Below are 20787 nucleotides of genomic sequence, written 5' to 3' on the forward strand. Positions count from 1 at the left end.
CTCACATCCCGGGATCGAACTCCGTGGTCCTCTCACGGGCTCCCGCCCGGACCTCCCGGTCCAGCGCCACGGCCCGCCGGGCCTCCAGGTCGAAGTGCACGCCGGTCACCACGGTCACCGCGCACACCTCGCCGCTGACGGCGTCCTCCATCACATGGCAGAACCGCAGCGACGTCGTGCCCGCGGACAGCACGCCCGAGCGGATCAGGACCACGTCTCCCGCGCGCAGCTCGCGCCGGTAGGAGATCCGCTGGTCCACCGCGACCATCCCGCGCCGCTCCTCCCGCAGACGAGCCGGCGTCAGGCCGATCCCGGCGAACAGCTGCCAGGTGGCCTCGTCGAACTTACCCACGTACCACATGACGTTCATGTGCCCGATGTGGTCGCAGTGCCAGGGGTAGACGGTTCCCCGGTAGGTGATCTCCAGGTCGGACATGGTGACGGGCTCCTCGGGATCGTTCACGGGGACAGCAGCCGGCGCAGGTGCCGCCGGTCCGTGGCGCCGACCTTCTGGTAGACGCGGTACAGGGTGTTGCTCACGGTGCGCGGCGACACCACCAGCCGCTGGGCGATCTCCTTGTCGGTGAGTCCCTGCGCCGCCAGCCGGGCCACCGTCCGCTCCCGTTCCGACAACTGCGCCGGATCGCCCAGGAAGTGCAGGGCCGGCGTGCTCACTTCCCCGCAGTCGCGCAGCAGGGCGCGCGCCCGCACGGTCGAGGCGGTGGCCGCGCGGCCCCGTCCCGAGCGCCGCTGGAGCCGGGCCAGCTCGGCGTGTCCCTCGGCCGCGTACAGGTGCGCGCCCGCGTCCGCGAGGGTTCGGCAGACTCGGGCCAGCAGCTCGGCGTCGCCGGTGTGGACGGCCCGCGCGAAGTGCAGACGACTGGTCAAGTAGTCGCCCTGCACGGGCAGTTCTTCTCCGACGGCCGGATGGGCCGGAAGCCCGAGTCGCGCGGTCTCGTGGAGGAGCACGACGGCGTCGCCGTAGGTACCCGACTCCAGGGCCGCGTCGACGGCGGTGTGCAGCACCGCCCGGGCTTGCTCCTGTTCGCCCGTCCGGTGGGCCTGCCAGGCGCGTGCGACGGCGAGTTCGGCGGCGTACGGGCCCCGCGCCAGGCCGTCCGGGATCCCGGACGCCATGTCGAGTTGGCCACCGGCAGGAACCGACGCCGTGTCGCTCCGGCCGCCCGGCGGCCCGGTGACCGAAGGTGACCCGTCGCGCGGCAGGCAGTGGGCCGCGATAATGGCGTGGACGGCCGCCCGGATGGTCCAGGGCCGCCAGGCCGCCTGGCAGACCGGGGTCGAGGAGAAGTACGGCAAGGCTTCGCGGATTCTGCCGCGTTCGAGCAGAACGAGCCCGAGGCCGATGCCTCGCCGGGCATCGACGCCGACGAGGTTGCTCTCCAGTGCCACCCGGTACTCGCGCGCCAGGATGCCCTCGGCCTCGTCCAGGCGTCCGGCGTAGAGCAGGGCGAGCGCGTGCGCCTCCTCCACGGCGTCCGCCTCGAAGAAGCAGACCTCGTCATCGGAGGTCCGTCCGCGCAGGTCCTCGTACAGTCGCAGGGCGTCGTGGGGACGGCCCGACCGGGTCAGGGCGCCGGTCGCGATCAGGGCGGACTCCGCGTGGCAGGGGGACGCCGGATCGCGCAGCACCGCGCGGGCGTGGTCCAGGGCGGCGCTGAAGCGTCCCCGGAAAGCGGCGGCGAGGGCGAGGTAGGCGGAGCGCTCCGTGCCTGTCAGTTGCTGCGCGGTCTCCTCGGCCTGGTCCTGTCGGCCTTCGAAGAGGAAGGCCCGCGCCTGTACCGGGGCGAGGGCACGGGCGTGTTCGGGATGGCCGGCGGCCACTTTCTCGGCGAAGGTGTGCAGGTCGTCGAAGGTGCCGTCGGCGAACAGGGCACGTGCGTGCAGTTCGGCCGCCCACGCAGCGCTGTGGCCGTACCAGGCGGCTGCCGACAGCCGGATCGCGGCGGGCACGTCGTGGACGCGCAGAGCGCAGCGGACCGCCTCCCGCAGCGGCTCCTGTTCCGGGAGTTCCCCGGCGTCGAGGTGCCACTGGGCCAGACGGACACGCTCGGCCGGTGACAGGAGCGACTCGGGCACCTTCCGTGTCCAGATCCGCAGGCAGTGCCGCCGGCGCAGCGGGCCGACGTCCTGCCGCAGCACCTGTGCGACGTAGGGGTGGGCGAGGGTGACCGAGCGCTCGGACCCCGGCACGGCGTCGGCACGGGGCTGCGCGACACGTACCGCTCCGGCGTCCTCCAGGGCCAGCAGGGTGTCCGCCGGGACGATCCTCTCGAGGACGTCGAGCCGGACGGGTTCGGCGAGCGCGATCAGCTCCAGGATCCGGCGGTCCTGGCGGGTGAGGTCGGCGAGCGGGCGGGCGACCAGGTCCCGCAGTGCGTTCGAGACGGGCACGGCGTCACCGAGCCGCCACGTGCCCCCCTGCGAGGTGACCAGGTTCCGGGCGAGGGCCGCCCGTGCCAGTTCCCGCAGCAGTGTCGGGTTGCCCTGCGACATCGCGGCCAGGCGCACCACACCGGGCCAGGCGAGCCGGTCCTCGAACAGGGCGCTCGTCAGGCGCCGTGTGGACAGCACGTCGAGGGGGCCGACCTCCAGGCGTACGACGCACTGGTCCTTCCACAGGGCCTGGAGCCGGGGGTGCGCCTCGGTACCGTCCATGGCGAGGAGAACCTTGTGCGTACTCCGTCGGGTCAGCTCGCGCAGGCACTCGGCGTCCGGGCCCGCCAGCAGGTGCGCGTCGTCGATCCACAGCAACCGGGGCCGGGCCGAGCCCGACCGCAGCAGACGCGGGACGGTGTCCGCCACCTGCGCCGGGATGAGCCGCTGGACGCTGCGGACCGCACCGGGCCGCCCGCCCCCACTGGCCCCGGCATCCCTGTCGGCGCTCGACGCGGAACAGGACATCCTCGCCGCGGTCTCCTCGCCCAGGCGCGTCTTGCCGACGCCCGGTGCACCGACGATCATCACACCGGAGGGTCCCGCGGCGGCGCGCAGCACCTGGAGCGCCGTCCTCAGCTCACGTTCGCGCCCCACGAGTGTTGGTGGGTGCAGGGGCAGGAGCCCGTCGAGTCCCGGCGAGCCGCCCGGGGCGGCATGCGGGGTGGGATGTTCGGGAGAGGCCATGGTGATTCCCCCAGTGGCGGACGGTGCGGTGCGGGTGGACGGCGCGTCGGGCGCCTGCCACTGATGCTCCGGTTTTGGCCGCCTCCTTCGCGTTGGGGGAGGGCCCCTAGGTTTTCGCGGCGTCACTGCTGGAAGCCGAGAGCGCCGGAGGAAGCACACCGGCCATCGTGCTGATCGGGTCCTGATCGATGGCTCCGTCCCCCGGAGTGGAGGCGTCTGCGCTTGCGGCGCCGGGGCCGGGTGGGCGGAGGGGCCGCGGCCGGTGTCCCGTGAGCCGCGGAGGACTGGCCGAGTCGGAGGACCGTCCGAGTCGCCCCCATGTCTCAGCCACGAACCGCGTCCGGCTACGGCCACCTCGCGCGACGTCCGCCCGCACTCGCCCCTTCCGCGCTCCCCGCCCCGCTTCGGTCACACGCGTTCGTCGTGCCGGTGGACGGGGCGTGCACCGAGGACGACGCACCACGCAGAACGCGCCGGCGACCAGCACACAGGCCACCACGCCGTCCAGCCAGTAATGGTTGGCGGTGGCCACGACGACCAGCACGGTCACGATCGGGTGCGCCAGCCACAGCCAGCGCCATCCGCCGCGTGAGACGACGATCAGCGCGACAGCCACCACCACCGCCCATCCGACATGCAGGGACGGCATGGCCGCGTACTGGTTTGCCATCGCGTCCGCGTGCGGATCCCCGTAGACGGCGGGCCCCCACACGTGCGCCGTGTCGGTCATCCCGGCCCGCGCGAGCATGCGCGGCGGCGCCAGCGGAGCGACCAGGTGCAGCAGCAGGGCGGAACCGGTCAGCAGGACCATCACGTTGCGGATCCACCGGTAGTGCGCGGGTCTGCGGCAGTACAGCCACAACAGGAACAGGGCCGTGGCGGGAAAGTGGACCCACGCGTAGTAGCCGTTCGCCGCGCGGATCGCTGCCTCGTGGTCCAGCAGGAGGCCCTGCACGTGTCTCTCCGACGGCAGCCTGAGCATCCGCTCCCAGTGCCACACGCTCTCCGCGTTCTGGAACGCGTCGCCGACGTTCCCGTCCACGGCCAGTCGCCCGAACTTGTAGACGAGGAACAGCGCCGCAACCAGCGCGACCTCGCGCAGCGCGCGCCTCATCGCGGAGCGGCGTGCGGAGCCGCGGGTGTCTCCGCCGAAGGAAGAGACCTGGGGGCGGGAACGCGTCGTGGACGGCATGAGAATCCTCGGTGAGCTCGGGGGTTCTGGCGGCGGCTCTGTCGCCGCCGCACCACTGCTCCCGGTCTGAGGCCGTCGGGGCCGCGTCCACATCGGGGAGGCACCCCAGGGATTCCACCCCCCCGCGGATGCACAGGCCTTGCGGCACACCTTAGGCAGCCGCGCCGCGCCATGCGTTGGCGGCCGCCGACACCGCATTTCGGCTGTGGTCGGGGCGGCGGTCTCGAGGTCGGTCAGGTCCTGGGAGTGTCGGGGGAGAGGTGTGGGGGGCAGTTTCTCGGCGCGCCCGGCGCGCAGCGCGATCCAGGGGTCCTGGAGCGGACCACTGAGCGGGTCTGTTCCCGGATGGGGGCTGAAGTGATGCACCGATGGTACTCGGCGTCACTTGATGCATATATTTGCACTCAGTGCAAAGCGGTGCGTAGAGTGAATTCCGTGAGCGAGGTCGACTCCGCCCCCGCCGCCCTCGTCAACCGTTAAGGAACACGACCATGACCAGCACCGATGTCACCGCCGGGCCCACCGACGCGGAGCGCTTCAACCACATCCTTCAGACCCAGCGCGCCGCCTACCTCCGCGACGGAGCGCCCTCCCTGGAGGCGCGGCGCAGTGATCTGGCCCGGTTCAGGAAGGCGCTGATAGCCCGGCGCGGCGACATCGAGAAGGCGATCGACGCCGACTTCGGACACCGCTCGCGGCACGAGAGCGCGCTGATGGAAATCGTGGGCGTCGTGCAGGGCATCGACTACCTGCACCGCAACCTGCGCCGGTTCATGCGCCCGACCCGCCGCCACATCGAGCTGCTGCTGCGCTTCGGCAGCAACCGCATCGAGTACCAGCCGATGGGCGTGATCGGCGTGATCTCGCCATGGAACTATCCAGTCAACCTGTCGCTGATGCCCGTCGTCACCGCGATCGCGGCCGGCAACCGCGTGATGCTCAAGCCGTCGAAGCTGACCCCGGCGACGAACGCTGTGCTCGCGTCCATGCTCAGCGAACTCTTCCCGCCGGAGCAGGTCACGATGGTCAACGGCGACGGCTCCGCGTTCTCCTCGCTGCCGTTCGACCATCTCGTCTTCACCGGCAGCACCGAGGTCGGCCGGGCGGTGATGAAGGCGGCCGGCGACCACCTCGTCCCCGTCACCCTGGAACTCGGCGGCAAGTCCCCGACCATCGTGGCCAACGGACACATCCGCGACCAAGTGGTGTCCGACATCGTCTTCGGCAAGCTCCTCAGCGGCGGCCAGACCTGCATCGCCCCCGACTACGCCCTGGTGCACGAATCCGACATCGACGCCTTCATCACCTCCTACGACAGACTCGTCAAGGCCGCCTACCCCGACGGCCCCACCAGCGACGACTACACCTCGATCATCGACGACAAGCAGTACAGGATCCTCACCGGCCTGATAGAGGACGCCCGCGCCCACGGGGCGCGGATCATCGAAGTCGGACACCGGCCGCACGACGCGGCACACCGTGCGCACACCCTCGCGCCGACCGTCGTCCTCGGCGTCACCGACGACATGCGCATCGCCCACGAGGAGATCTTCGGCCCGATCCTGCCGGTCTTCGGCTACCGCGACATCGACGAGGCCATCGATTACGTCAACGCCCGCCCGCGGCCGCTCGCCCTGTACTACTTCGGCGGCAACGGCTCCGAGCGGCGCCGGGTCCTTGACCGCACGACGTCCGGCAACGTCACCGTCAACGGCACGATCATGCACGTCGCGCAGGACGACCTGCCCTTCGGCGGCGTCGGCGCCAGCGGGATGGGCAAGTACCACGGCATCGAAGGCTTCCGCACTCTCAGCCACCCCAAGGGCGTCTACGTCCAGGGACGCTGGAACGCCACCCGCCTGCTGCATGCCCCCTTCAGCAAGCGCACCGACACCCTCCTCAACTTCTTCCTGCGCTGAAACAGCCACCACCCGCCGCGACGGCCGGCCCTCAGCCCCGCACGCACCAGCGCGGCCCGGCCGTAAGCCGAAACGGATCGGCGGACCGGGACAGCGGGGTTCACCCCGGGCGGCCCCGCCGAGCCCCGCGACGCCCGACAGCTCGCGCAGCGGCCAGGCCTGGCCAAGGCGCACACCAGCGCAACGAGACCGCCGACGGCAGAGCACGTCCCGTTCTCGTCACCGGGGAGCACCCCGAACGACACACCACATCACCCCGGCATGCACCGAGCCCGCCTCGGCAGCCGACGACCACCAGATGACCACCGGATGACGGTCACAGACCGTCGCAAGGACTGAAAGGAGGAGGGGAAGAGGTGCCCGCGACGGCACCGCGTCCCCGACCGCCATGAACAAGATCGACTACCGTACCCAGACCACACTGATCACCGGCGCGAGTGCCGGGCTCGGCGCGGAGTTCGCCCGCCAGTTCGCCGAGCGCGGCTCGAACCTCGTCCTGGTCGCCCGCCGCGCGGACCGACTGGAGGCCTTGGCCGGCGAACTGTCCGCCAAGTACAAGGTCACGGCCACGGTGGTGCCGTTCGACCTCACCGCGCCGAACGCGGGCGAGGCCCTGGTCAAGGAGGTGGCCCGGCGCGGGATCACCGTCACCAGCCTCGTCAACAACGCCGGCTTCGGCACCCACAGCCCGTTCCGCCAGGAGGATGCGGCACGCGTCCAGCAGGAGATCGGCCTGAACGTGGCCGCCCTGGTCGACATCACCAGGGCGTTCATCGACCAGCTGACCGGTGTCCTGGTCAACGTGGCCAGCTCCCTGGGCTATCAGCCGTGGCCGAACGCAGCCGTCTACGGGGCGACCAAGGCGTTCGTGCTGAGCTTCACCGAGGCGCTGTGGCAGGAGTCGCGGGGGACCGGCCTGCGCGTGCTCGCCCTGTCCCCGGGCCCGACCCGAACCGAGTTCTTCGACACGGCCGGCTCCGACGACATGGCCCGCGGGGTGCGGCTGCAGACCCCGCGCCAGGTGGTCACCACCGCACTGCGCACACTGGACCGGCGCAACCCGCCCCCCAGCGTCGTCTCCGGCACCTTCAACTGGGCGATGACCCTGACCTCCCGCTTCACCACCCGCCGCGCCAACGTCCTGGCCTTCGGCGCGATGACCCAGTGGCAGATGCGCTCCAGCGGACGCGGCCACTGATCTGCTCCGCGCCACCGTCAAGGGGAGGGTCCCGACCTCCGTCTCCGGCTGGAGGCAGGCCGGCCCGGGTGGTTTCACCCTTGCTGACGGCGGTCTCTCCTCCTACGGCGGTCTGGGCATGCTCTGGTACACCGTGAAGGAGTTCACCGGGGTCTACTCCCTGAAGCTGGACTGGAGGATGGCCGGCGACGACAACTCTGGTGTCTTTCTCGGCTTTCCTGCTTCCGAGGACCCGTGGTCGGCTGTGGACAGCGGTTACGAGATCCAGATCGATGCCACTGACGCGGCGGACCGCACCACGGGTGCTGTGTACGGCTTCAGGTCCGCCGATCTTGCGGCACGGGACGCCGCGCTGAACCCGCCGGGGGAGTGGAACACGTTCGAACTCAAGGTCACCGGTGAACGGTTGGAGATCTTCCTCAACGGCGTCAAGGTCAACGACTTCACCAGCACCGACCCGGTCCGCAGTCTCCAGCAGGGCTACATCGGCATCCAGAACCACGGCGACGGCGACGACGTCACGTTCCGCAACATCCGGATCAAGCCGTCGGGCGACACGCCGCCCGGCCCCCGCTCGGGTGCGGTCAAGGGTGTGAACGGCAAGTGCCTGGACGTCGACAGCGCCGGCACCGCTGATGGGACGAAGGTCCAGTTGTGGACCTGTAACAGTACGAGCGCGCAGGACTGGACCGTCGCTGCGGACGGCAGTGTTAGGGCGTTGGGCAAGTGTCTGGACGTCTCGGGCGGTGGCTCGGCCGACGGGACGAAGATCCAGTTGTGGACGTGCAACGGCAGCGGCGCGCAGAAGTGGGCCCCGCAGGGCGACGGCACTGTGCGCAACCCGCAGTCCGCCAAGTGCCTCGACGCGTCCGGCAGCACCTGGAACGACGGCACACCGGTCCACCTGTGGAGCTGCCACACCGGCCCCAACCAGAAATGGACCCTTCCCTGACTCTGGCAGCCGTCACCTACGGGTGAGATGAGCGTGGGGGCGCGGCGCATGCTCCGCGACCCCCACCCTCGGTCGACGGCCCGGCGAGAAGCGAGGCCGTCGAGGCCGTCGCGCGCACGGCCCCGGTCAATACGCGGCAGCCGCACCGGCGCCCGCACAACGTGATCCGCCGGCACCGGGGCGTGTTCGGAATGCTCCGCCCGTTGACATGTACGCAATCTCGATGTCACGTTGAGAGCGCTCTCAATTCAGGTACGGACCAGTCTCCCCAGTGCCCCCCACACGGAGGTGGAGCGTGCTCAGGAAGCCAACTCGCCGGATCATGGCGCCCATGGTGGCGGCCGCGCTGCTCGGCGCCGTCCTCACGGTCCTCACACCGACTTCCGCCACCGCGGCGGTGCCCGCGACGATCCCCCTGAAGCTCACCAACAACTCCGGCCGCGGCGACGCGGTCTACGTCTACACCTTGGGCACTTTGCTGAGTACGGGGCAGCAGGGCTGGGCGGACGCGAGCGGCACGTTCCACGCCTGGCCGGCCGGCGGCAATCCGCCGGCGCCGGCGCCCGACGCGTCCATCGCGGGGCCGGCGAGCGGCCAGACCAAGACCATCCGGATACCGAAGTTCTCCGGCCGGATCTACTTCTCCTACGGCCACAAGCTCGTCTTCAAGCTGACCACGGGCGGCCTGGTGCAGCCCGCGGTCCAGAACCCGTCCGACCCGAACCGCAACATCTTCTTCAACTGGTCCGAGTACACCCTCAACGACTCCGGCCTGTGGATCAACAGCACCCAGGTGGACATGTTCTCCGCGCCCTACGCGGTCGGCGTGCAGCGCGCGGACGGGAGCACGCTCTCCACCGGCCACCTCAAGCCGGGCGGCTACAACGGGTTCTACAACTCGCTGCGCAGCCAGGCGGGTGGCTGGGCGAACCTGATCCAGACCCGCTCCGACGGCACCGTCCTGCGTGCGCTCTCGCCCACCTACGGGCTGGAGACGGGAGCGCTGCCCGCGTCCGTGATGGACGACTACATCAACCGCGTATGGCAGAAGTACACGACGACCAACCTGACGGTCACCCCCTTCACCGACCAGCCGAACACCAAGTACTTCGGCCGGGTGTCGGGCAACGTCATGAACTTCACGAACAGTTCAGGGGCCGTCGTGACCAGCTTCCACAAGCCGGACGCGGCCAGCGTCTTCGGCTGCTACCGAAACCTCGACGCGCCCAACGACCAGGTGCGCGGCCCCATTTCACGCACTCTGTGCGCGGGCTTCAACCGCTCCACCCTCCTGGTCAACCCCAACCAGCCGGACACCGCAACCGCGAACTTCTATCTTGACTCGGTGACCAACCAGTATGCGAAGAAGATCCATGCGCAGATGGCGGACGGCAAGGCCTACGCCTTCGCCTTCGACGACGTCGGCAATCAGGAGTCCCTCGTCCACGACGGCAACCCGCAACAGGCTTACCTGACACTGGACCCCCTCAACTGACGGATCCGGTCGACGACGTGGTGTCTTGCCTCGCACTGCGGGGTGAGGCACCGTGGCGTTTGCCGCAACTAAGCACAGCGGAGCGGGGATCGGCTTTTGGTGTCAGTGGGTCCTGGCACGATCGCGGTCATGAATTTTTCGCTTCAGCAGGAGCTCGTTCTTCGAACGGCTCAAAGGCATGGCGTCCCAGGGCCGGTAGCCCTGGAGATGCTCCGCGGTTCTCGGCCGTGTCTGCACCTGGTCTCCTTCCGGAGTCTGACGCCTGCCCAGCAGGAAGGGGCCCGTCCGGCCGCGCGCACAGGAGGTCTTCCCGCCCTGCCTCACGGCGTGGACTGGCCCGACGGACGCGAACCGCTGGTCCTGACTGTCGACTGCGCGGCTCTTTCTCGTGAGGCCCTGGACATCGAACTGCCGCGCGGGGGAAGCCTGCTGTTCTTCACCGAGATCGAGTACGCGCCGCAGTCACCGGTGGTGCTCCACATTCCCACCGGTGCGCGGACCACGGAACGCTCGGCGGCGTATGAACTCGAGGGCGAGCCGGTACAGGCCAGGGTCTATCAGCCGGACGTCCTGTACCCGGTGCCGGGACTGACGCCGGCGCCCGATTGGCGCGACGCCCCCGCGGCCGGCGCGTTCCTGGACGGCGGCGCGGACCGGGATGACATCCTGGACGCTTTCGAGGACGCCGCGCGGACAGCGGCAGCGGGCGGCGCCTCGCACGGAGTCGCCGTCCAGCTGGGCGGTTTCTCCAGCCCTTGGCAGTCGGCGCCGGACGAGGGCGATCTGGTTCTCCTGGCACAGATACACGGTCAGTCGATCGACCTCGACGTCTACACCCAGACACTGATCGTCGGCTCCCGGGAGGACATCGCCAAGTGCCGGTACGAAGCCCTGGAGTTCGAGCAACAGGTCTGAGCAGCCACCAGCCTGCCGCCGCGCGCCGAGGGCGCCATGGCCTGCCTGATGCCTGCACTACCGCACCCGCACCCGCACCGAGCACGCACGCAACCCTGCCTGAGCCGCCGGCTGGGTGTGCAGTGGGACGGTGGTGGAGTCGATGAGGCGGGTGCGGGCGGGCCGGCTGAGAGTCATGAGGAGCTGGTGGACCCGTAGGTCGCCGGTGGGGTGGACGAGCGGGCCGTCGGGGCGGCGTGCGCCGAGGCGGAGGGCCTCGCAGGCGTCCTGGCAGGAGTGGTGGTGCAGGGCGCCGATGGTGGTGGGCGGCTCGCCGGTGCCGGCGCGGGCGGCGAGCCCGTCCCGGGGCGGCGATCGCGTCGATGACCTCGGCAGCACCCCGGGCCGGCTGAGGAAGAGCGCCCCGGACAGCGGCTGTCCGCCTCCCGCGAGGGCCGTCTGCTCACCGCCTTGGCGGTCCCGTGAGATGCGGGGCATGACCTCGAAGATCGGCTCCACGGGCGGCGAGGGGGCCGGGGTCATCGACATCTCGGCTCTCGCCACCGCCACCGCCACCGCCACCGCCACCGCCTCCGACACGACGTCGGCAGCCGGCCCGGGAAGGTCCGCTACGCCGATCTGACCTGGGCGCTGAGGCTTCGTGAGCATTCTCAGAGACGGCGCTCCAGAGCGTGTTGTGACGCAAGCCCCTGACCGCCCTCTTGGCCGTGTGAAGATCGACGACGGGATCGGAGGGTACCTGGTGGATGGGACGGCCGCCGCTGCTGAGCGACTTTGAGCTCGTGGGCCCTGCCGTGGCGCAAGCCCCCCTGCTCCGCGGGTACAGGTCCGTGTACGCGTCTACGCCCTCCCGCCCGCCGGGCTGCTCGGATCGCCGCGGCGGCCACCCTGGCTGGGGGTTCTGTCCGGCAGGCTCAGGGGTAGAGGCCGGCCCGGAAGGTGTACGAGACGAGTTGTGCTCGATCACGTGCGCCGACCTTTGTCATGGCCCGCACCGCATGCGTCTTCACGGTGAACGGCGACACGGACATCAGGGCGGCGATCTCGTCGTTGCCGAGTCCGCTTGCCACGAGAACGACCACATCCCGCTCCCTGGGGGTCAGGGCGTCGAAGCGTCGCAGCAGTTCCCGGTCGATCACCGGGGGCGGACTGTCGCTCATGTGACCGATGAGTGCGGCCGTCGCGGCGGCGGACAGCGCACCGCCACCACCGACGACCTCGGTGATTCCGGCGACGAGTTCAGCGGGGCTCACGGTCTTGCTCAGGAATCCGTTGGCGCCCGCGCGCAGGGCGGCGAGAACGATGTCGTCCTGGTCGAATGTGGTCAGCACGATCACTCGGGTCTTCTCGGGCGGGTGCTCCTCGCGGATCCGGCGGGTGGCTTCGACGCCGTCGATGCCGGGCATCCGGATGTCCATCAGGACCAGGTCGACGGGGTGGTCCCGGAGGAAGGGGACGACCTGAAGCCCGTCGGAGAGATCACCCGCGACAACGAGACCCGGGTCGAGCCGAAGCATCGCCCGGATCCCGGCCCTGATGTCGTCCTGGTCGTCGACGATCAGAATCCGCGTCATCGGACGACGGCTCCCAGGGGGCTGAACTGCGCATGGACCCGGAATCGCCCGTCGTGACTGTCGATCATCAGCCGCCCGCTGGAGGACTCGACGCGTTCGCGCATCCCCACGAGTCCGAGTCCGCTGCCCGAGTCGGAGCCGCGGGGTGAATGACCGACGCGGTTCTCCACGGTGACGCAGATCCTGCCGTCGCGCTCGCGCACCTCCACCGTTGCCGTCCCCTCTCCGTGCCGGTAGGCATTCGTGAGTGCTTCCTGCACGACCCGGTAGACCGTCACACCGACGCTGGGCTCGACGAAACCGGCGGGGAGATCGATGGAGGCCCGGATGTCCAGGCCGACGCTTTCGAAGGAGGCGACAAGTCCTTCCAGACCGCTGAGCGCCGGGGTCGGCCGGAGCGCCTCGTCGCCACCGGCGTCGTCCCCGAGGCGGAGGAGCGCGAGGATGCGTTGCGTCTCGACGACGACGGTGCGGGCGCTGGACCGGGCCGATACGAGGGCCTGCCGGCAGGACTCGGCGTCGTCGGGCAGTCCGATTTCCGCGGCACCGAGATGCAGGCTCAGCATCGCGACCTGGTGGCCGATGACGTCGTGGAGGTCCCGGGCGATGCGCAGCCGTTCTTCGGTCACTCGTCGGGTGGCTTCCATCTCGCGGGTGGCGATGGCGCTTTCGGCCCGTTCCTCCAGAGTCCACCAGTGGTCTCGGTGGATGCGGAGCGCGGCCCCTGTCGCCCCTCCAGCCATGGCTGAGAAGAGGGCGGCGGCTCCCACGACCGCGCCGCCACGGAAACCGCCCACCGTCATGAACGCTCCCAGGAAGAACGCCGCCACGATGCCGGTCGCGGCCAGCGGCTGCTTCCCCCTGAGGGTGGCCGAGAACAGGACGAGCACCGCCATCATCCACACCGACAGGGGGTCGTGGCCCACCGCTGTGACGGCGAAGGACGCCGCGCTCGTCACGACCAGTCCTGCCCACGGCTTCCACCATGAGAGGGCGACACCGCTGCCGGCGAGGAGCACGGAGAGGGCTGTCGGCCAGTCCGAGCCTCTCAGTATCACGGCCACGATCTGACCGGTGAACACCAGCGCGGCCACTGAATAGGCGACTCGGTGCAGCACCTCGGGACGGCGGACCCACAGCGGTGCCGCGGGCCCGTCCTGACTGTTGTGAGCCTTGGCCATGAGCTGATTCTCGTTCACGTGTGCCGCGGCCGTGTACTTCGAACGATGTAGACGGCGAGGCTGCTTCGGTCGATGAAGACGGCAGAACTCAGTCCATCGAAGTGGATGGCAGAACTACTTCGTTCGAAGTACACGGCCCCTGCCGAGGCCGCTGAGACTCCTCCTCGAGGCGACCGTCTCACACCGTTCACGATCACAACGGGACACCCTATGACCCAGACCACCGTCACTTCGGCAGCTTCGACGACGGCCGCGACGACGCCCTCCGGGCTCCGATCGCTCCACCTGATCCGAGTCGTCTTCTCCCTGATCTGGGTGGCACTGGTCTTCACGACCTCCGCCTCGCTCGTCTCGACGGACAGGCCCACAGTGATCGCGGCCGTGCTGCTCATCGTCTACCCCCTGTGGGACGCCATCGCCACGCTCATCGAGCGTCGCCTGGCCGGCACCGGCTCCACGAACCGCGTCAGCACCATCAACATGGCTCTCGGTCTCGCCACCACCCTCGCAATGATCATCGCTGTCTTCTCCACCATCGGTACGGCCCTTCTCGTGTTCGGCGTCTGGGCCCTGTTTGCTGGAGCGATCCAGCTTGTCGTAGCGATCCGACGCCGGCGCACCGTCGGCGCCCAGTGGCCCATGGTCATCAGCGGCGGACAGTCCGTCCTCGCCGGTGCCACCGTCGCTGCCATGTCCGCCTCGGCGACGAGCAGCCTGTCCACCCTCGCCGGATACTCGGCCTTCGGTGCCTTCTGGTTCCTTGTCTCTGTCATCGCCCTGAGCATGCGCAGCCGACGCGAAAAGCGTTGACCACCGCCACGTCGCAGCCACCGCCTGTCCCGCAGGCGCGGCGCCTTCAACAGAAGTACGACCTCCTGGGGAGAGACATGACCATCGACCTTCAGCTGAATAACGGAAGCACGAGACCCAGAGCCCACCCGACAAAACCACCGCCGCAGTCGCGACCGCGCTCTCAGAGGGTGTCTCGCCGTCAGCGGGTCGGTCGGGATGTGGCGGGAGCACAAACTCAACAGGGACCAGGAGAAGCCGTAAAGACCGTTGCCTGAACCACACGACAAGGCAGAGGGCCTTCACCGTCCCGCGTGAGGGCCTTGTCTCCGGTGAACTCCCGCACCTCGCTGCCGCGGTACGGCGTGCCCTGCCGGCTTCTTTTTCTGTCCCGGAGCGCAGCAGGCGGTCGCCGCCCGGTGTCCGCTCCGCAGCCCGTGCTTCACCCCACGTCCCGCCGGATGGGCGCGTGCGTGACCGGTTCGCCGCTGCGTTGCGCGAAATCATCCCGTTCGCGTACCTCACGCAGAGTCCGGGGGCGGTATCCAGGCCCGCCGCAGCAGCTCTTGTGAAACCCCACGCCGGCGCCCCGCACTCGACGCATCGGGAACTTGCGTGGGCGAGGTCGTGTGCGTGGCGGTGGCTCCGGGGCGGCGCGCAGGCATGAATCGGTTGGCTGGCTTCCAGTGGCCGTCTCTGGGCTGACCTCATGGCCCATGCGAAGACCTCGTACGTCTGCCTGTCCTGCCGGGTCTCCTGCAAGCAGCCGTACGACAGAACGAGGCAGCGCCTCTGCCCGCGCTGCGCGGAGCCGATGATCCATGCCGGTTCGGCGTTCGCCGCGCCCCGGCAGCGAGACGTCGCCGCGTGGCGAGCCCTCACGGTCCTGTTCAACGCAGGTGTGGGCTTCCACAAGAGTTGCTGCGGTGGACCCGGGTACCGCCCTCGAACCCTGCGCGAGGTGCGTGAACGGTTGACGCATGCACGGCGTAGTGGCGAGCCGGTTGCGAAGGCACTCACTCGACGGGATGTTCCCTGACAGCGCGCTGACCGTGAAAACCCCAGCCGGTCAACTCGGCTGCTCACTGGTCAACTGAAGGCGCTCAGCGACCTGCCGGTGCTGTGCACCCGTCCGGCGTGAAGTTCAGTAGTCGAGGTCGAGGTAGTCGATGTCGTTGAGGGTGACGTCGGAGAGGCCTTGGGCGCGGCTGCCGCTGTCCTGGAAGTAGATCTCTTTGAGTCCTTCGGCGATGATCTGGCGCATCTGCTGGTCGCCGGCCCCGGTGTGGCGGGCGTCGAACAGGCGCTGCGCGTACGCCGGGGGGAGGTGGACGGTCAGGCGGCGGAAGCGTCCGTCGTCGGTGGTCCCGACGGGTGCGGTGTACCCGAAGCGGGCCCGTGTCTCGACGGTGATCCCGGTCGTGGTGGCGGCCTGTTTCTGCCGGCGTCTGCGGACCTGGGGCTGCCACCGCTTGCGTACGGCGTCCTCGATCCTGGCGGCGATGTCGGGGCGGGCGTGTTTGCGGGCGCCGCGCCGGTAGCGGTTGACGGAGTCGGCGGTGACGCCGATCTCGCGGGCGACGGCCTTGGCGCTGCCCAGCTGCCGGATCAGGTAGCCGATCTGCCCTTTGAGGGTTTTCGGCGGCTGGCGGGTGAACGCTTCCCGGTCGGCGCGTTCGATGGCGTCGTCGATCTCTCCGGCCACAGCGCCTACTCTCCTTCGTCCAGGACGGCGTCGCCGCCCTTGATGTGGCGGGCGGGGTTGTAGCCCTGCTCCATGAGGTCGACCGCCCACAGCATCGACTGCACGCCCTCCAGCTTCGCCAGGCCCGGGGTGGGCCCGAGGCGGAAGCCGCCGGGCTGGGGCTTGCCGGAGGCGGCATACGGCAGGAAGGCGAGCGGGCTGTCGCCGGGGGAGGGGTAGACGACGCAGTCGGAGAGTACGGCCAGCGGATACAGGCCGGTCATGGTGGCCATGTTGCGCAGTTTGCGGTGCATGTTGATGCGGGCCTTGGAGATGACGGCGGCGCGGATGTCGGGTCGCCAGGTCGGCCGCTCAAGGGCCGGCCACCGTTCGCCCTCCTTGTACTTCCTGCCCTGGGGGCGTTCGCGGAGCTTGCCGATGCCGCCCTTCACTGTGGCCTTGATCGCAGCCAGGACGGCCGCCATGGCCGGGTCGGCGTCCTTGTGCCGCTCCATCGCCGCCAGAAACTCCACGTCCGTGAGCTCCTTGGTGACGCCGAGGTCGGCGAGGGTGTCGACGTAGGCGGCCTTGAGGCGGTCGTGCCAGGGGTCCAGGTAGGCGCCGGTCTCGCGCCGCAGGTACCCCTCCAACGGGGTGACGTTGTAGCCGAGTTCCTGGGCGTAGGCGACGGTGTGGGTCTGGTACCAGGCAGGCCCGGTCGGCCGGGTGCCGTCCGGGGTGAACGGGGAGGGCAGCCGCGGGTCGACCTCGACGTGGGACAGGTCGACCAGCCAGGAGCCGGGGATCTTCGGGTTGAACACCGGGCCAACGAAGTGGTCGGGCGCGGACAGGCCGACCACCAGACGGGCCGCGGCGGCGAGGAACGCGGTATTCAGGTCCAGGCCCACCGCGTACGGCAAAGTGCACTCCTCATCGCTCAGCAGGCTGACGTCGCGCACCCACTGATACGCCTCCTCGTTCAGGAACCCGCCGCTCCAGCCGCTGTCGACGACCACGGGGTGCTCGGGGGTGGCCTCCGGCGGCGCCGGATCCAGCGGCTCCGTGCCCAGCGAGCCGGGGTTGTGGCCGGGCACCCAGTTCCCCGTCTGCGGGTCCTGCACCGCCCGGGTGGGCGGGCGCAGCGCGGTCATCAGCTCCAGCCCGGACACGGCCGTCGAGCCGCGCGGGGTGATGACCCGCTGCGCGTACACACCCAGGACGCGCGCGACGTCGGCCGGCTCCATCTCCGCCACCCCGGGCCAGGACCGCTCATCGAGGGCGCCCCACGACAGGACCGCGAGCTGCACACACTGCCGCTCACGCCCCTGAATTTTGCGGTAGATCCTTGCCCACGGGCCGAACCCGCGCTGGGTGAGCCGCCACTTCGCCTTCACCACCTGCTGGACCACCGGATGATCCTCCGGCAGCCGAAGGGAGCGCCGCTGCTCATGCCCCTCCAGACGCTCCGGAAGCCCGAGCTTCACGGCAGCCGCCGCGGTGAGCACGATCAGCGGGTCGCTGTCCTTGCCGTTGCGGTGCAGACGCGGCGCACCGAGCCCGGAGGCGCGCAGCGTCCACTCCACCAGCTCCACCACGCTTGCCGCGGGGCAGTCGAGCACGATGCCGTCCAGGCCGTACGCGCAGCCGTCACCGTCCAGTACGGCGAGCGGCCCGTGCGGGAACCGCGGATCGGCTGCAGGCCTCGCAGAGGCCGGGCGCCGCGACGTCGCGGCGGACCGGGTGGCGGGACGCGCCGGCCCCGCACCTGAAACGTCGACAGGCTGCGGGGCGTCTGCCCTCGCCGCCTCGGACGCGGCCGGTTCAGCAGACGCCGCCGGTGCTGTCGCGACAGCCGAGACCGCCGGGGCTGCACCGGGGGCGGGGTACTTCGCCGCCCACCCGTTCAGCAGCCGCTGGTAGGCGTCCAGGCGCGGTGACTTCGGCTCGCTGCGGCCGTTCTCCCAGTTCTTCACCGACTGGGTCGTGGTCTTCAGCGCGGTGGCGAGACGGGCCTGGGTGATTCCGGCGGCCTCCCGCAGCCGGGCACGCTCCGCCGGTGGCGGCAGGTGCGGCTCCTCGTTCAGCAGAGCGTCGACGGACGCGAACAGCTCTTCCTCAGATGCCATGCCCTGCCACCTTCACCTCAGGACCGGTATTGCTTAACCACAAACTTATCCCATTCCTTATCCCCAAGGGCCCATTTCAGCCCCAGCGCGTCCAGTGCGGTCGAGTGGGTCCACGGTGCGCTTCGCGCGGTGTGCTTACGGTCGTCGGGGGAGGGGAAGCGTGATCTCCATGACGAGCGTGATGCAGCACTACGGCCTGCTGTGGACCGACCCGGACGGCGCCCCGCAGGCGTCGGCCGGCGGGTACGACAAACGCTCCGCGAAGCGTCGCCGTACCGAACTCAAGGCCGTGGGCTGTACCCGTGTCGAGATCGTGCCGGTCAGGCCGGGTGAGGTTCCCGAGCCGGTTTCCTGAGCAAAGCGGGACGAGGTGCACCAGCCGTATCCCGTTCAGCAGCGCCTGAAGGCCCGTGCAGCGCGTCGACCGGCCACTGACCCGACCCTTCAGTCGAACAGGCCGAGGTCCGTGAGCAGCTGGCGGCGTGTATCGGGCAGCGAGTCTCGCCTGCTGCGCATGTTGCTGCGCCATACCCCGAGTCGGACTGCGGTGCCGTCCTCGAGCCGCTCTACGTGCCCCCGTGGGACGGTCACGGAGCCCGTGCGGGTCTTGTACTGCGTAAGGGCCGCAACGCCGCGCTCGAAGGCGCTCAGAGGCGCCGTGGACGGTTTCGCGGGCGCTTCCGGCTCGGGGGCGATTGGCGTGATGCCGAGCCGCTGCAAGCGTTCGCGCTGCCCGTCGTGAAGGGCCTGCCAGACCTGGGGCTTGCGCTGCTTGGCCAGCCATTTCCCGATGTCCATGCCGTGGACCGTGAACCCGGGCAGCACCTCGGTCTCACCAGCCTGTCCGTCTTCGTCGGCCACGAGCTCGCGCAGGGCGGCGTAGTGGCGTTGCCAGTCCGCCGGCCATTGCGGGTTCCAGTCGGGGTCGATCTCCTTGAGCGCGGTCTCCCACTCTGGGTGCCCGTCCAGCGCGCCCGCGCGGCGCAGGTTGCTCAGCCACTGCCCTACCGGCCGGTCCAGCATCCCTGCGGACCTGGGAGCGCAGAGGGTCCAGTGGTCTTCGTAGTACGCCTTTGCAGCCTCCAGATTCTCCTGGAAGCGCTCGTCAGCAACGCTCCAGACCATGCCGAGCTGCTCGAGCCGGCGGGCACGCAGCCCGCTCATCTCCCCAGCCGAGAAGGCCCGCCGCTGCTCTGCCACCCATTGCCCAAGCGGTGTCGCGCCTTCGCGGTGTCCGTAAGGCACGCGGGCGTTCCCGACCCGCTCGACGTATGTCTTCAGTTTTGCCCATCCGCGGGCCCAGTCCTGGCGCTCGGTGTCGATGACGTTGAAGGAGACCCAGTCCGCGACCATCACTGGATCGCGTGGGGCGGCAAAACGGAGCAGGAGACGGGATTCGGCTTCGCCTTCCTCAGGCGCGACACCGATGTTCACGGATGGTTGGGCGACGTCCTTCTGAGGCTCCTGGGGAATGGCGAGCAACTCGACGGCTTCTTCATCGTGAGCCCGCAGTCCTTCCAGGACTTTCACCAGGGGCCGGTAGGAGCCGGAGGTGAACATGTCCTCAGGCTGCTCTCCCGGCTGGAGGAAGACCGGCACGATCAGGGAGGCGAGCTTGCCTTCCCCGGGCTTCTGTCGGAGTGCCCGGCCGATGGCTTGAACGATGTCGTGCGGCGCTCCCTTGGGGTCCAGGAGGGCCACTGAATCCACCACGCGGATGTCGACACCCTCGCCCAGGACCCGGCAGTTCGAGAGCACAGCCCGCTGCGCCGTCGACCCGAACGAGCCGAGGACCTCCCGCCGGTACTCGGGGACGTGCTCGCCGCACAGCCAGTCGGCCCAGATCCGCTTCGGGTAGGTCTCGGGCTGATCCGCGTGCAGCTTCGCAGCCACCCGATCCAGGCCCTCCGCGTACGCCTGCGCCTCGATGGTCCGATGGTGGAAGGTGATGCATGTCGACAAACCGTGCTCAGCCATCGTGTGCAGCAAAGCGGCCTGGAGCGCCCCAAGGCGCTGCCCGCGCACCTCTTCCGTGTGCCGCTCCTCGCCCATCAGCCGCTCGGGCGTGACGACCGGGTCCTTCAGCTCCAGGACAATGATCTGGTACCGCGCCAACAGGCCCCGGGAGACGGCCGACGCCAAGCTGAGCTTGTACAAGACGGGCCCGAAGACCTTCTCGTCGTCCATGGATGCCGCCATCTCCCGCGGCAGCGGATCCCGCACCCCCTCAGCAACCTCCCGGCTGAGCCGCTCCTCCCAGATCCGCGGCGTCGCCGTCAGATACAGCCGCCGACAGGCCGGGATGACACTCTGGTCGTGGATGCCCGCCCACGCCTTACCCATCGAGCCACTTGTCCGGTGCGCCTCATCAACCACCGCCAGGTCTAGCGGATCAAGCTTCTGCCCGTAGACACCCTCGAACGCCTCCGCCAGAACACCCAAGCTGGCGTACGTCGCATAGATGGTCACCGGCCCGGAGCCGTGCCACAGCGCCAACTGGACCGGATTCGTCGTAGAGCGCACCCTCAACGACCACAGCTCCGGATCGTCCTGGAGCGAACACACCGCCACCGCCGGCCCCTTGTGCCCGACCTCATGCCACGCCCGCACCGTCTGCGCCA

The 20787-nt window shown here is 69.7% G+C and carries 17 protein-coding genes and 1 pseudogene; 9 read left to right on the plus strand and 9 right to left on the minus strand.

All coding sequences use genetic code 11. The features are described 5' to 3' along the window. Position 1: 1 nt before the first annotated feature. From OHN19_RS43270 to OHN19_RS43280, 3 genes are all read right to left on the minus strand, one after another. Positions 2 to 463: a thioesterase family protein gene (locus OHN19_RS43270; RefSeq protein ID WP_330269488.1), complete on the minus strand. Its 462-nt coding sequence runs from the start codon at positions 461 to 463 to the stop codon at positions 2 to 4. Beyond that, the gene (locus OHN19_RS43275) at positions 460 to 3141 is read right to left on the minus strand and encodes a helix-turn-helix transcriptional regulator (protein ID WP_330269489.1); all 2682 of its coding nucleotides are present in this window, start codon (positions 3139 to 3141) and stop codon (positions 460 to 462) included. Before OHN19_RS43275 ends, OHN19_RS43270 begins: the two co-directional genes overlap by 4 nt. Before the next feature lie 106 nt (positions 3142 to 3247). Next, positions 3248 to 4333: a phosphatase PAP2 family protein gene (locus tag OHN19_RS43280; protein ID WP_330269490.1), complete on the minus strand. Its 1086-nt coding sequence runs from the start codon at positions 4331 to 4333 to the stop codon at positions 3248 to 3250. 491 nt (positions 4334 to 4824) lie between these two features. Between OHN19_RS43280 and OHN19_RS43285 the strand changes: the two genes are divergently transcribed. The 5 genes and pseudogenes from OHN19_RS43285 to OHN19_RS43305 all read left to right on the plus strand — a co-directional run bounded on the left by OHN19_RS43285 (position 4825) and on the right by OHN19_RS43305 (position 10812). Then, positions 4825 to 6252, plus strand: coding sequence for a coniferyl aldehyde dehydrogenase (locus OHN19_RS43285; RefSeq protein WP_330269491.1), 1428 nt, complete (start codon positions 4825 to 4827; stop codon positions 6250 to 6252). Between the two features lie 388 nt (positions 6253 to 6640). After that, entirely contained in the window at positions 6641 to 7450 is an 810-nt protein-coding gene (locus OHN19_RS43290; RefSeq protein ID WP_330269492.1) for an SDR family oxidoreductase, read from the plus strand. A 34-nt stretch (positions 7451 to 7484) separates the two neighbouring features. Beyond that, positions 7485 to 8402: pseudogene (locus OHN19_RS43295) on the plus strand (family 16 glycoside hydrolase); the annotation flags it as partial. Between the two features lie 322 nt (positions 8403 to 8724). Further along, positions 8725 to 9897, plus strand: coding sequence for a glycoside hydrolase family 64 protein (locus OHN19_RS43300; protein WP_330269494.1), 1173 nt, complete (start codon positions 8725 to 8727; stop codon positions 9895 to 9897). A 207-nt stretch (positions 9898 to 10104) separates the two neighbouring features. Next, a complete protein-coding gene (locus OHN19_RS43305) occupies positions 10105 to 10812 on the plus strand; it encodes a DUF1963 domain-containing protein (RefSeq protein ID WP_330262060.1) in 708 nt (235 codons plus the stop codon). 57 nt (positions 10813 to 10869) lie between these two features. Here OHN19_RS43305 and OHN19_RS43310 read toward each other — a convergent pair whose 3' ends face one another. Beyond that, the gene (locus tag OHN19_RS43310) at positions 10870 to 11289 is read right to left on the minus strand and encodes a hypothetical protein (protein ID WP_330262059.1); all 420 of its coding nucleotides are present in this window, start codon (positions 11287 to 11289) and stop codon (positions 10870 to 10872) included. Here OHN19_RS43310 and OHN19_RS43315 point away from each other — a divergent pair. After that, positions 11288 to 11434, plus strand: a complete 147-nt coding sequence (locus OHN19_RS43315; protein ID WP_330262058.1) for a hypothetical protein — start codon at positions 11288 to 11290, stop codon at positions 11432 to 11434. The genes OHN19_RS43310 and OHN19_RS43315 overlap by 2 nt on opposite strands. A gap of 292 nt (positions 11435 to 11726) precedes the next feature. Here the strand turns inward: OHN19_RS43315 and OHN19_RS43320 are convergent, their stop codons facing one another. Then, positions 11727 to 12386 (minus strand): response regulator transcription factor, encoded by a 660-nt coding sequence (locus OHN19_RS43320; protein ID WP_330262057.1) that lies wholly within the window; start codon positions 12384 to 12386, stop codon positions 11727 to 11729. Continuing rightward, positions 12383 to 13567, minus strand: coding sequence for a sensor histidine kinase (locus OHN19_RS43325; protein WP_330262056.1), 1185 nt, complete (start codon positions 13565 to 13567; stop codon positions 12383 to 12385). Before OHN19_RS43325 ends, OHN19_RS43320 begins: the two co-directional genes overlap by 4 nt. 210 nt (positions 13568 to 13777) lie before the next feature. Here OHN19_RS43325 and OHN19_RS43330 point away from each other — a divergent pair, with 210 nt between their 5' ends. Together OHN19_RS43330 and OHN19_RS43340 are read left to right on the plus strand one after the other, a co-directional pair. Continuing rightward, on the plus strand, positions 13778 to 14377 hold the full coding sequence (locus OHN19_RS43330; RefSeq protein WP_330262055.1) for a DUF308 domain-containing protein: 600 nt from the start codon (positions 13778 to 13780) through the stop codon (positions 14375 to 14377). Between the two features lie 688 nt (positions 14378 to 15065). Beyond that, the gene (locus tag OHN19_RS43340; RefSeq protein WP_330262054.1) at positions 15066 to 15395 is read left to right on the plus strand and encodes a deoxyxylulose-5-phosphate synthase; all 330 of its coding nucleotides are present in this window, start codon (positions 15066 to 15068) and stop codon (positions 15393 to 15395) included. 105 nt (positions 15396 to 15500) lie between these two features. Here OHN19_RS43340 and tpg read toward each other — a convergent pair whose 3' ends face one another. Continuing rightward, positions 15501 to 16061, minus strand: a complete 561-nt coding sequence (tpg, locus tag OHN19_RS43345) for a telomere-protecting terminal protein Tpg (protein ID WP_330262053.1) — start codon at positions 16059 to 16061, stop codon at positions 15501 to 15503. A gap of 5 nt (positions 16062 to 16066) precedes the next feature. Continuing rightward, positions 16067 to 18166 carry a telomere-associated protein Tap gene (gene tap / locus OHN19_RS43350; RefSeq protein WP_330262052.1) on the minus strand — a complete coding sequence of 700 codons (2100 nt, stop codon included), beginning with the start codon at positions 18164 to 18166 and terminating at the stop codon, positions 16067 to 16069. Between the two features lie 169 nt (positions 18167 to 18335). Between tap and OHN19_RS43355 the strand changes: the two genes are divergently transcribed. Next, positions 18336 to 18521, plus strand: coding sequence for a hypothetical protein (locus OHN19_RS43355; RefSeq protein ID WP_330269493.1), 186 nt, complete (start codon positions 18336 to 18338; stop codon positions 18519 to 18521). Between the two features lie 89 nt (positions 18522 to 18610). Here the strand turns inward: OHN19_RS43355 and OHN19_RS43360 are convergent. Further along, the coding region (locus OHN19_RS43360; RefSeq protein WP_330294140.1) for a DEAD/DEAH box helicase at positions 18611 to 20787 on the minus strand (2177 nt) is incomplete at its 5' end.

It is taken from the genome of Streptomyces griseorubiginosus (assembly GCF_036345115.1).
Lineage (GTDB): Bacteria > Actinomycetota > Actinomycetes > Streptomycetales > Streptomycetaceae > Streptomyces > Streptomyces griseorubiginosus_C.

Bases quoted from the DNA above. Each gene is read 5' to 3' on its own strand.
- OHN19_RS43275 (WP_330269489.1), bottom strand. From the start codon at position 3,141: ATGGCCTCTCCCGAACATCCCACCCCGCATGCCGCCCCGGGCGGCTCG.
- OHN19_RS43280 (WP_330269490.1), bottom strand. From the start codon at position 4,333: ATGCCGTCCACGACGCGTTCCCGCCCCCAGGTCTCTTCCTTCGGCGGA.
- OHN19_RS43285 (WP_330269491.1), top strand. From the start codon at position 4,825: ATGACCAGCACCGATGTCACCGCCGGGCCCACCGACGCGGAGCGCTTC.
- OHN19_RS43290 (WP_330269492.1), top strand. From the start codon at position 6,641: ATGAACAAGATCGACTACCGTACCCAGACCACACTGATCACCGGCGCG.
- OHN19_RS43300 (WP_330269494.1), top strand. From the start codon at position 8,725: ATGGCGCCCATGGTGGCGGCCGCGCTGCTCGGCGCCGTCCTCACGGTC.
- OHN19_RS43305 (WP_330262060.1), top strand. From the start codon at position 10,105: ATGCTCCGCGGTTCTCGGCCGTGTCTGCACCTGGTCTCCTTCCGGAGT.
- OHN19_RS43315 (WP_330262058.1), top strand. From the start codon at position 11,288: ATGACCTCGAAGATCGGCTCCACGGGCGGCGAGGGGGCCGGGGTCATC.
- OHN19_RS43310 (WP_330262059.1), bottom strand. From the start codon at position 11,289: ATGCCCCGCATCTCACGGGACCGCCAAGGCGGTGAGCAGACGGCCCTC.
- OHN19_RS43320 (WP_330262057.1), bottom strand. From the start codon at position 12,386: ATGACGCGGATTCTGATCGTCGACGACCAGGACGACATCAGGGCCGGG.
- OHN19_RS43325 (WP_330262056.1), bottom strand. From the start codon at position 13,567: ATGGCCAAGGCTCACAACAGTCAGGACGGGCCCGCGGCACCGCTGTGG.
- OHN19_RS43330 (WP_330262055.1), top strand. From the start codon at position 13,778: ATGACCCAGACCACCGTCACTTCGGCAGCTTCGACGACGGCCGCGACG.
- OHN19_RS43340 (WP_330262054.1), top strand. From the start codon at position 15,066: ATGGCCCATGCGAAGACCTCGTACGTCTGCCTGTCCTGCCGGGTCTCC.
- tap (WP_330262052.1), bottom strand. From the start codon at position 18,166: ATGGCATCTGAGGAAGAGCTGTTCGCGTCCGTCGACGCTCTGCTGAAC.
- OHN19_RS43355 (WP_330269493.1), top strand. From the start codon at position 18,336: ATGACGAGCGTGATGCAGCACTACGGCCTGCTGTGGACCGACCCGGAC.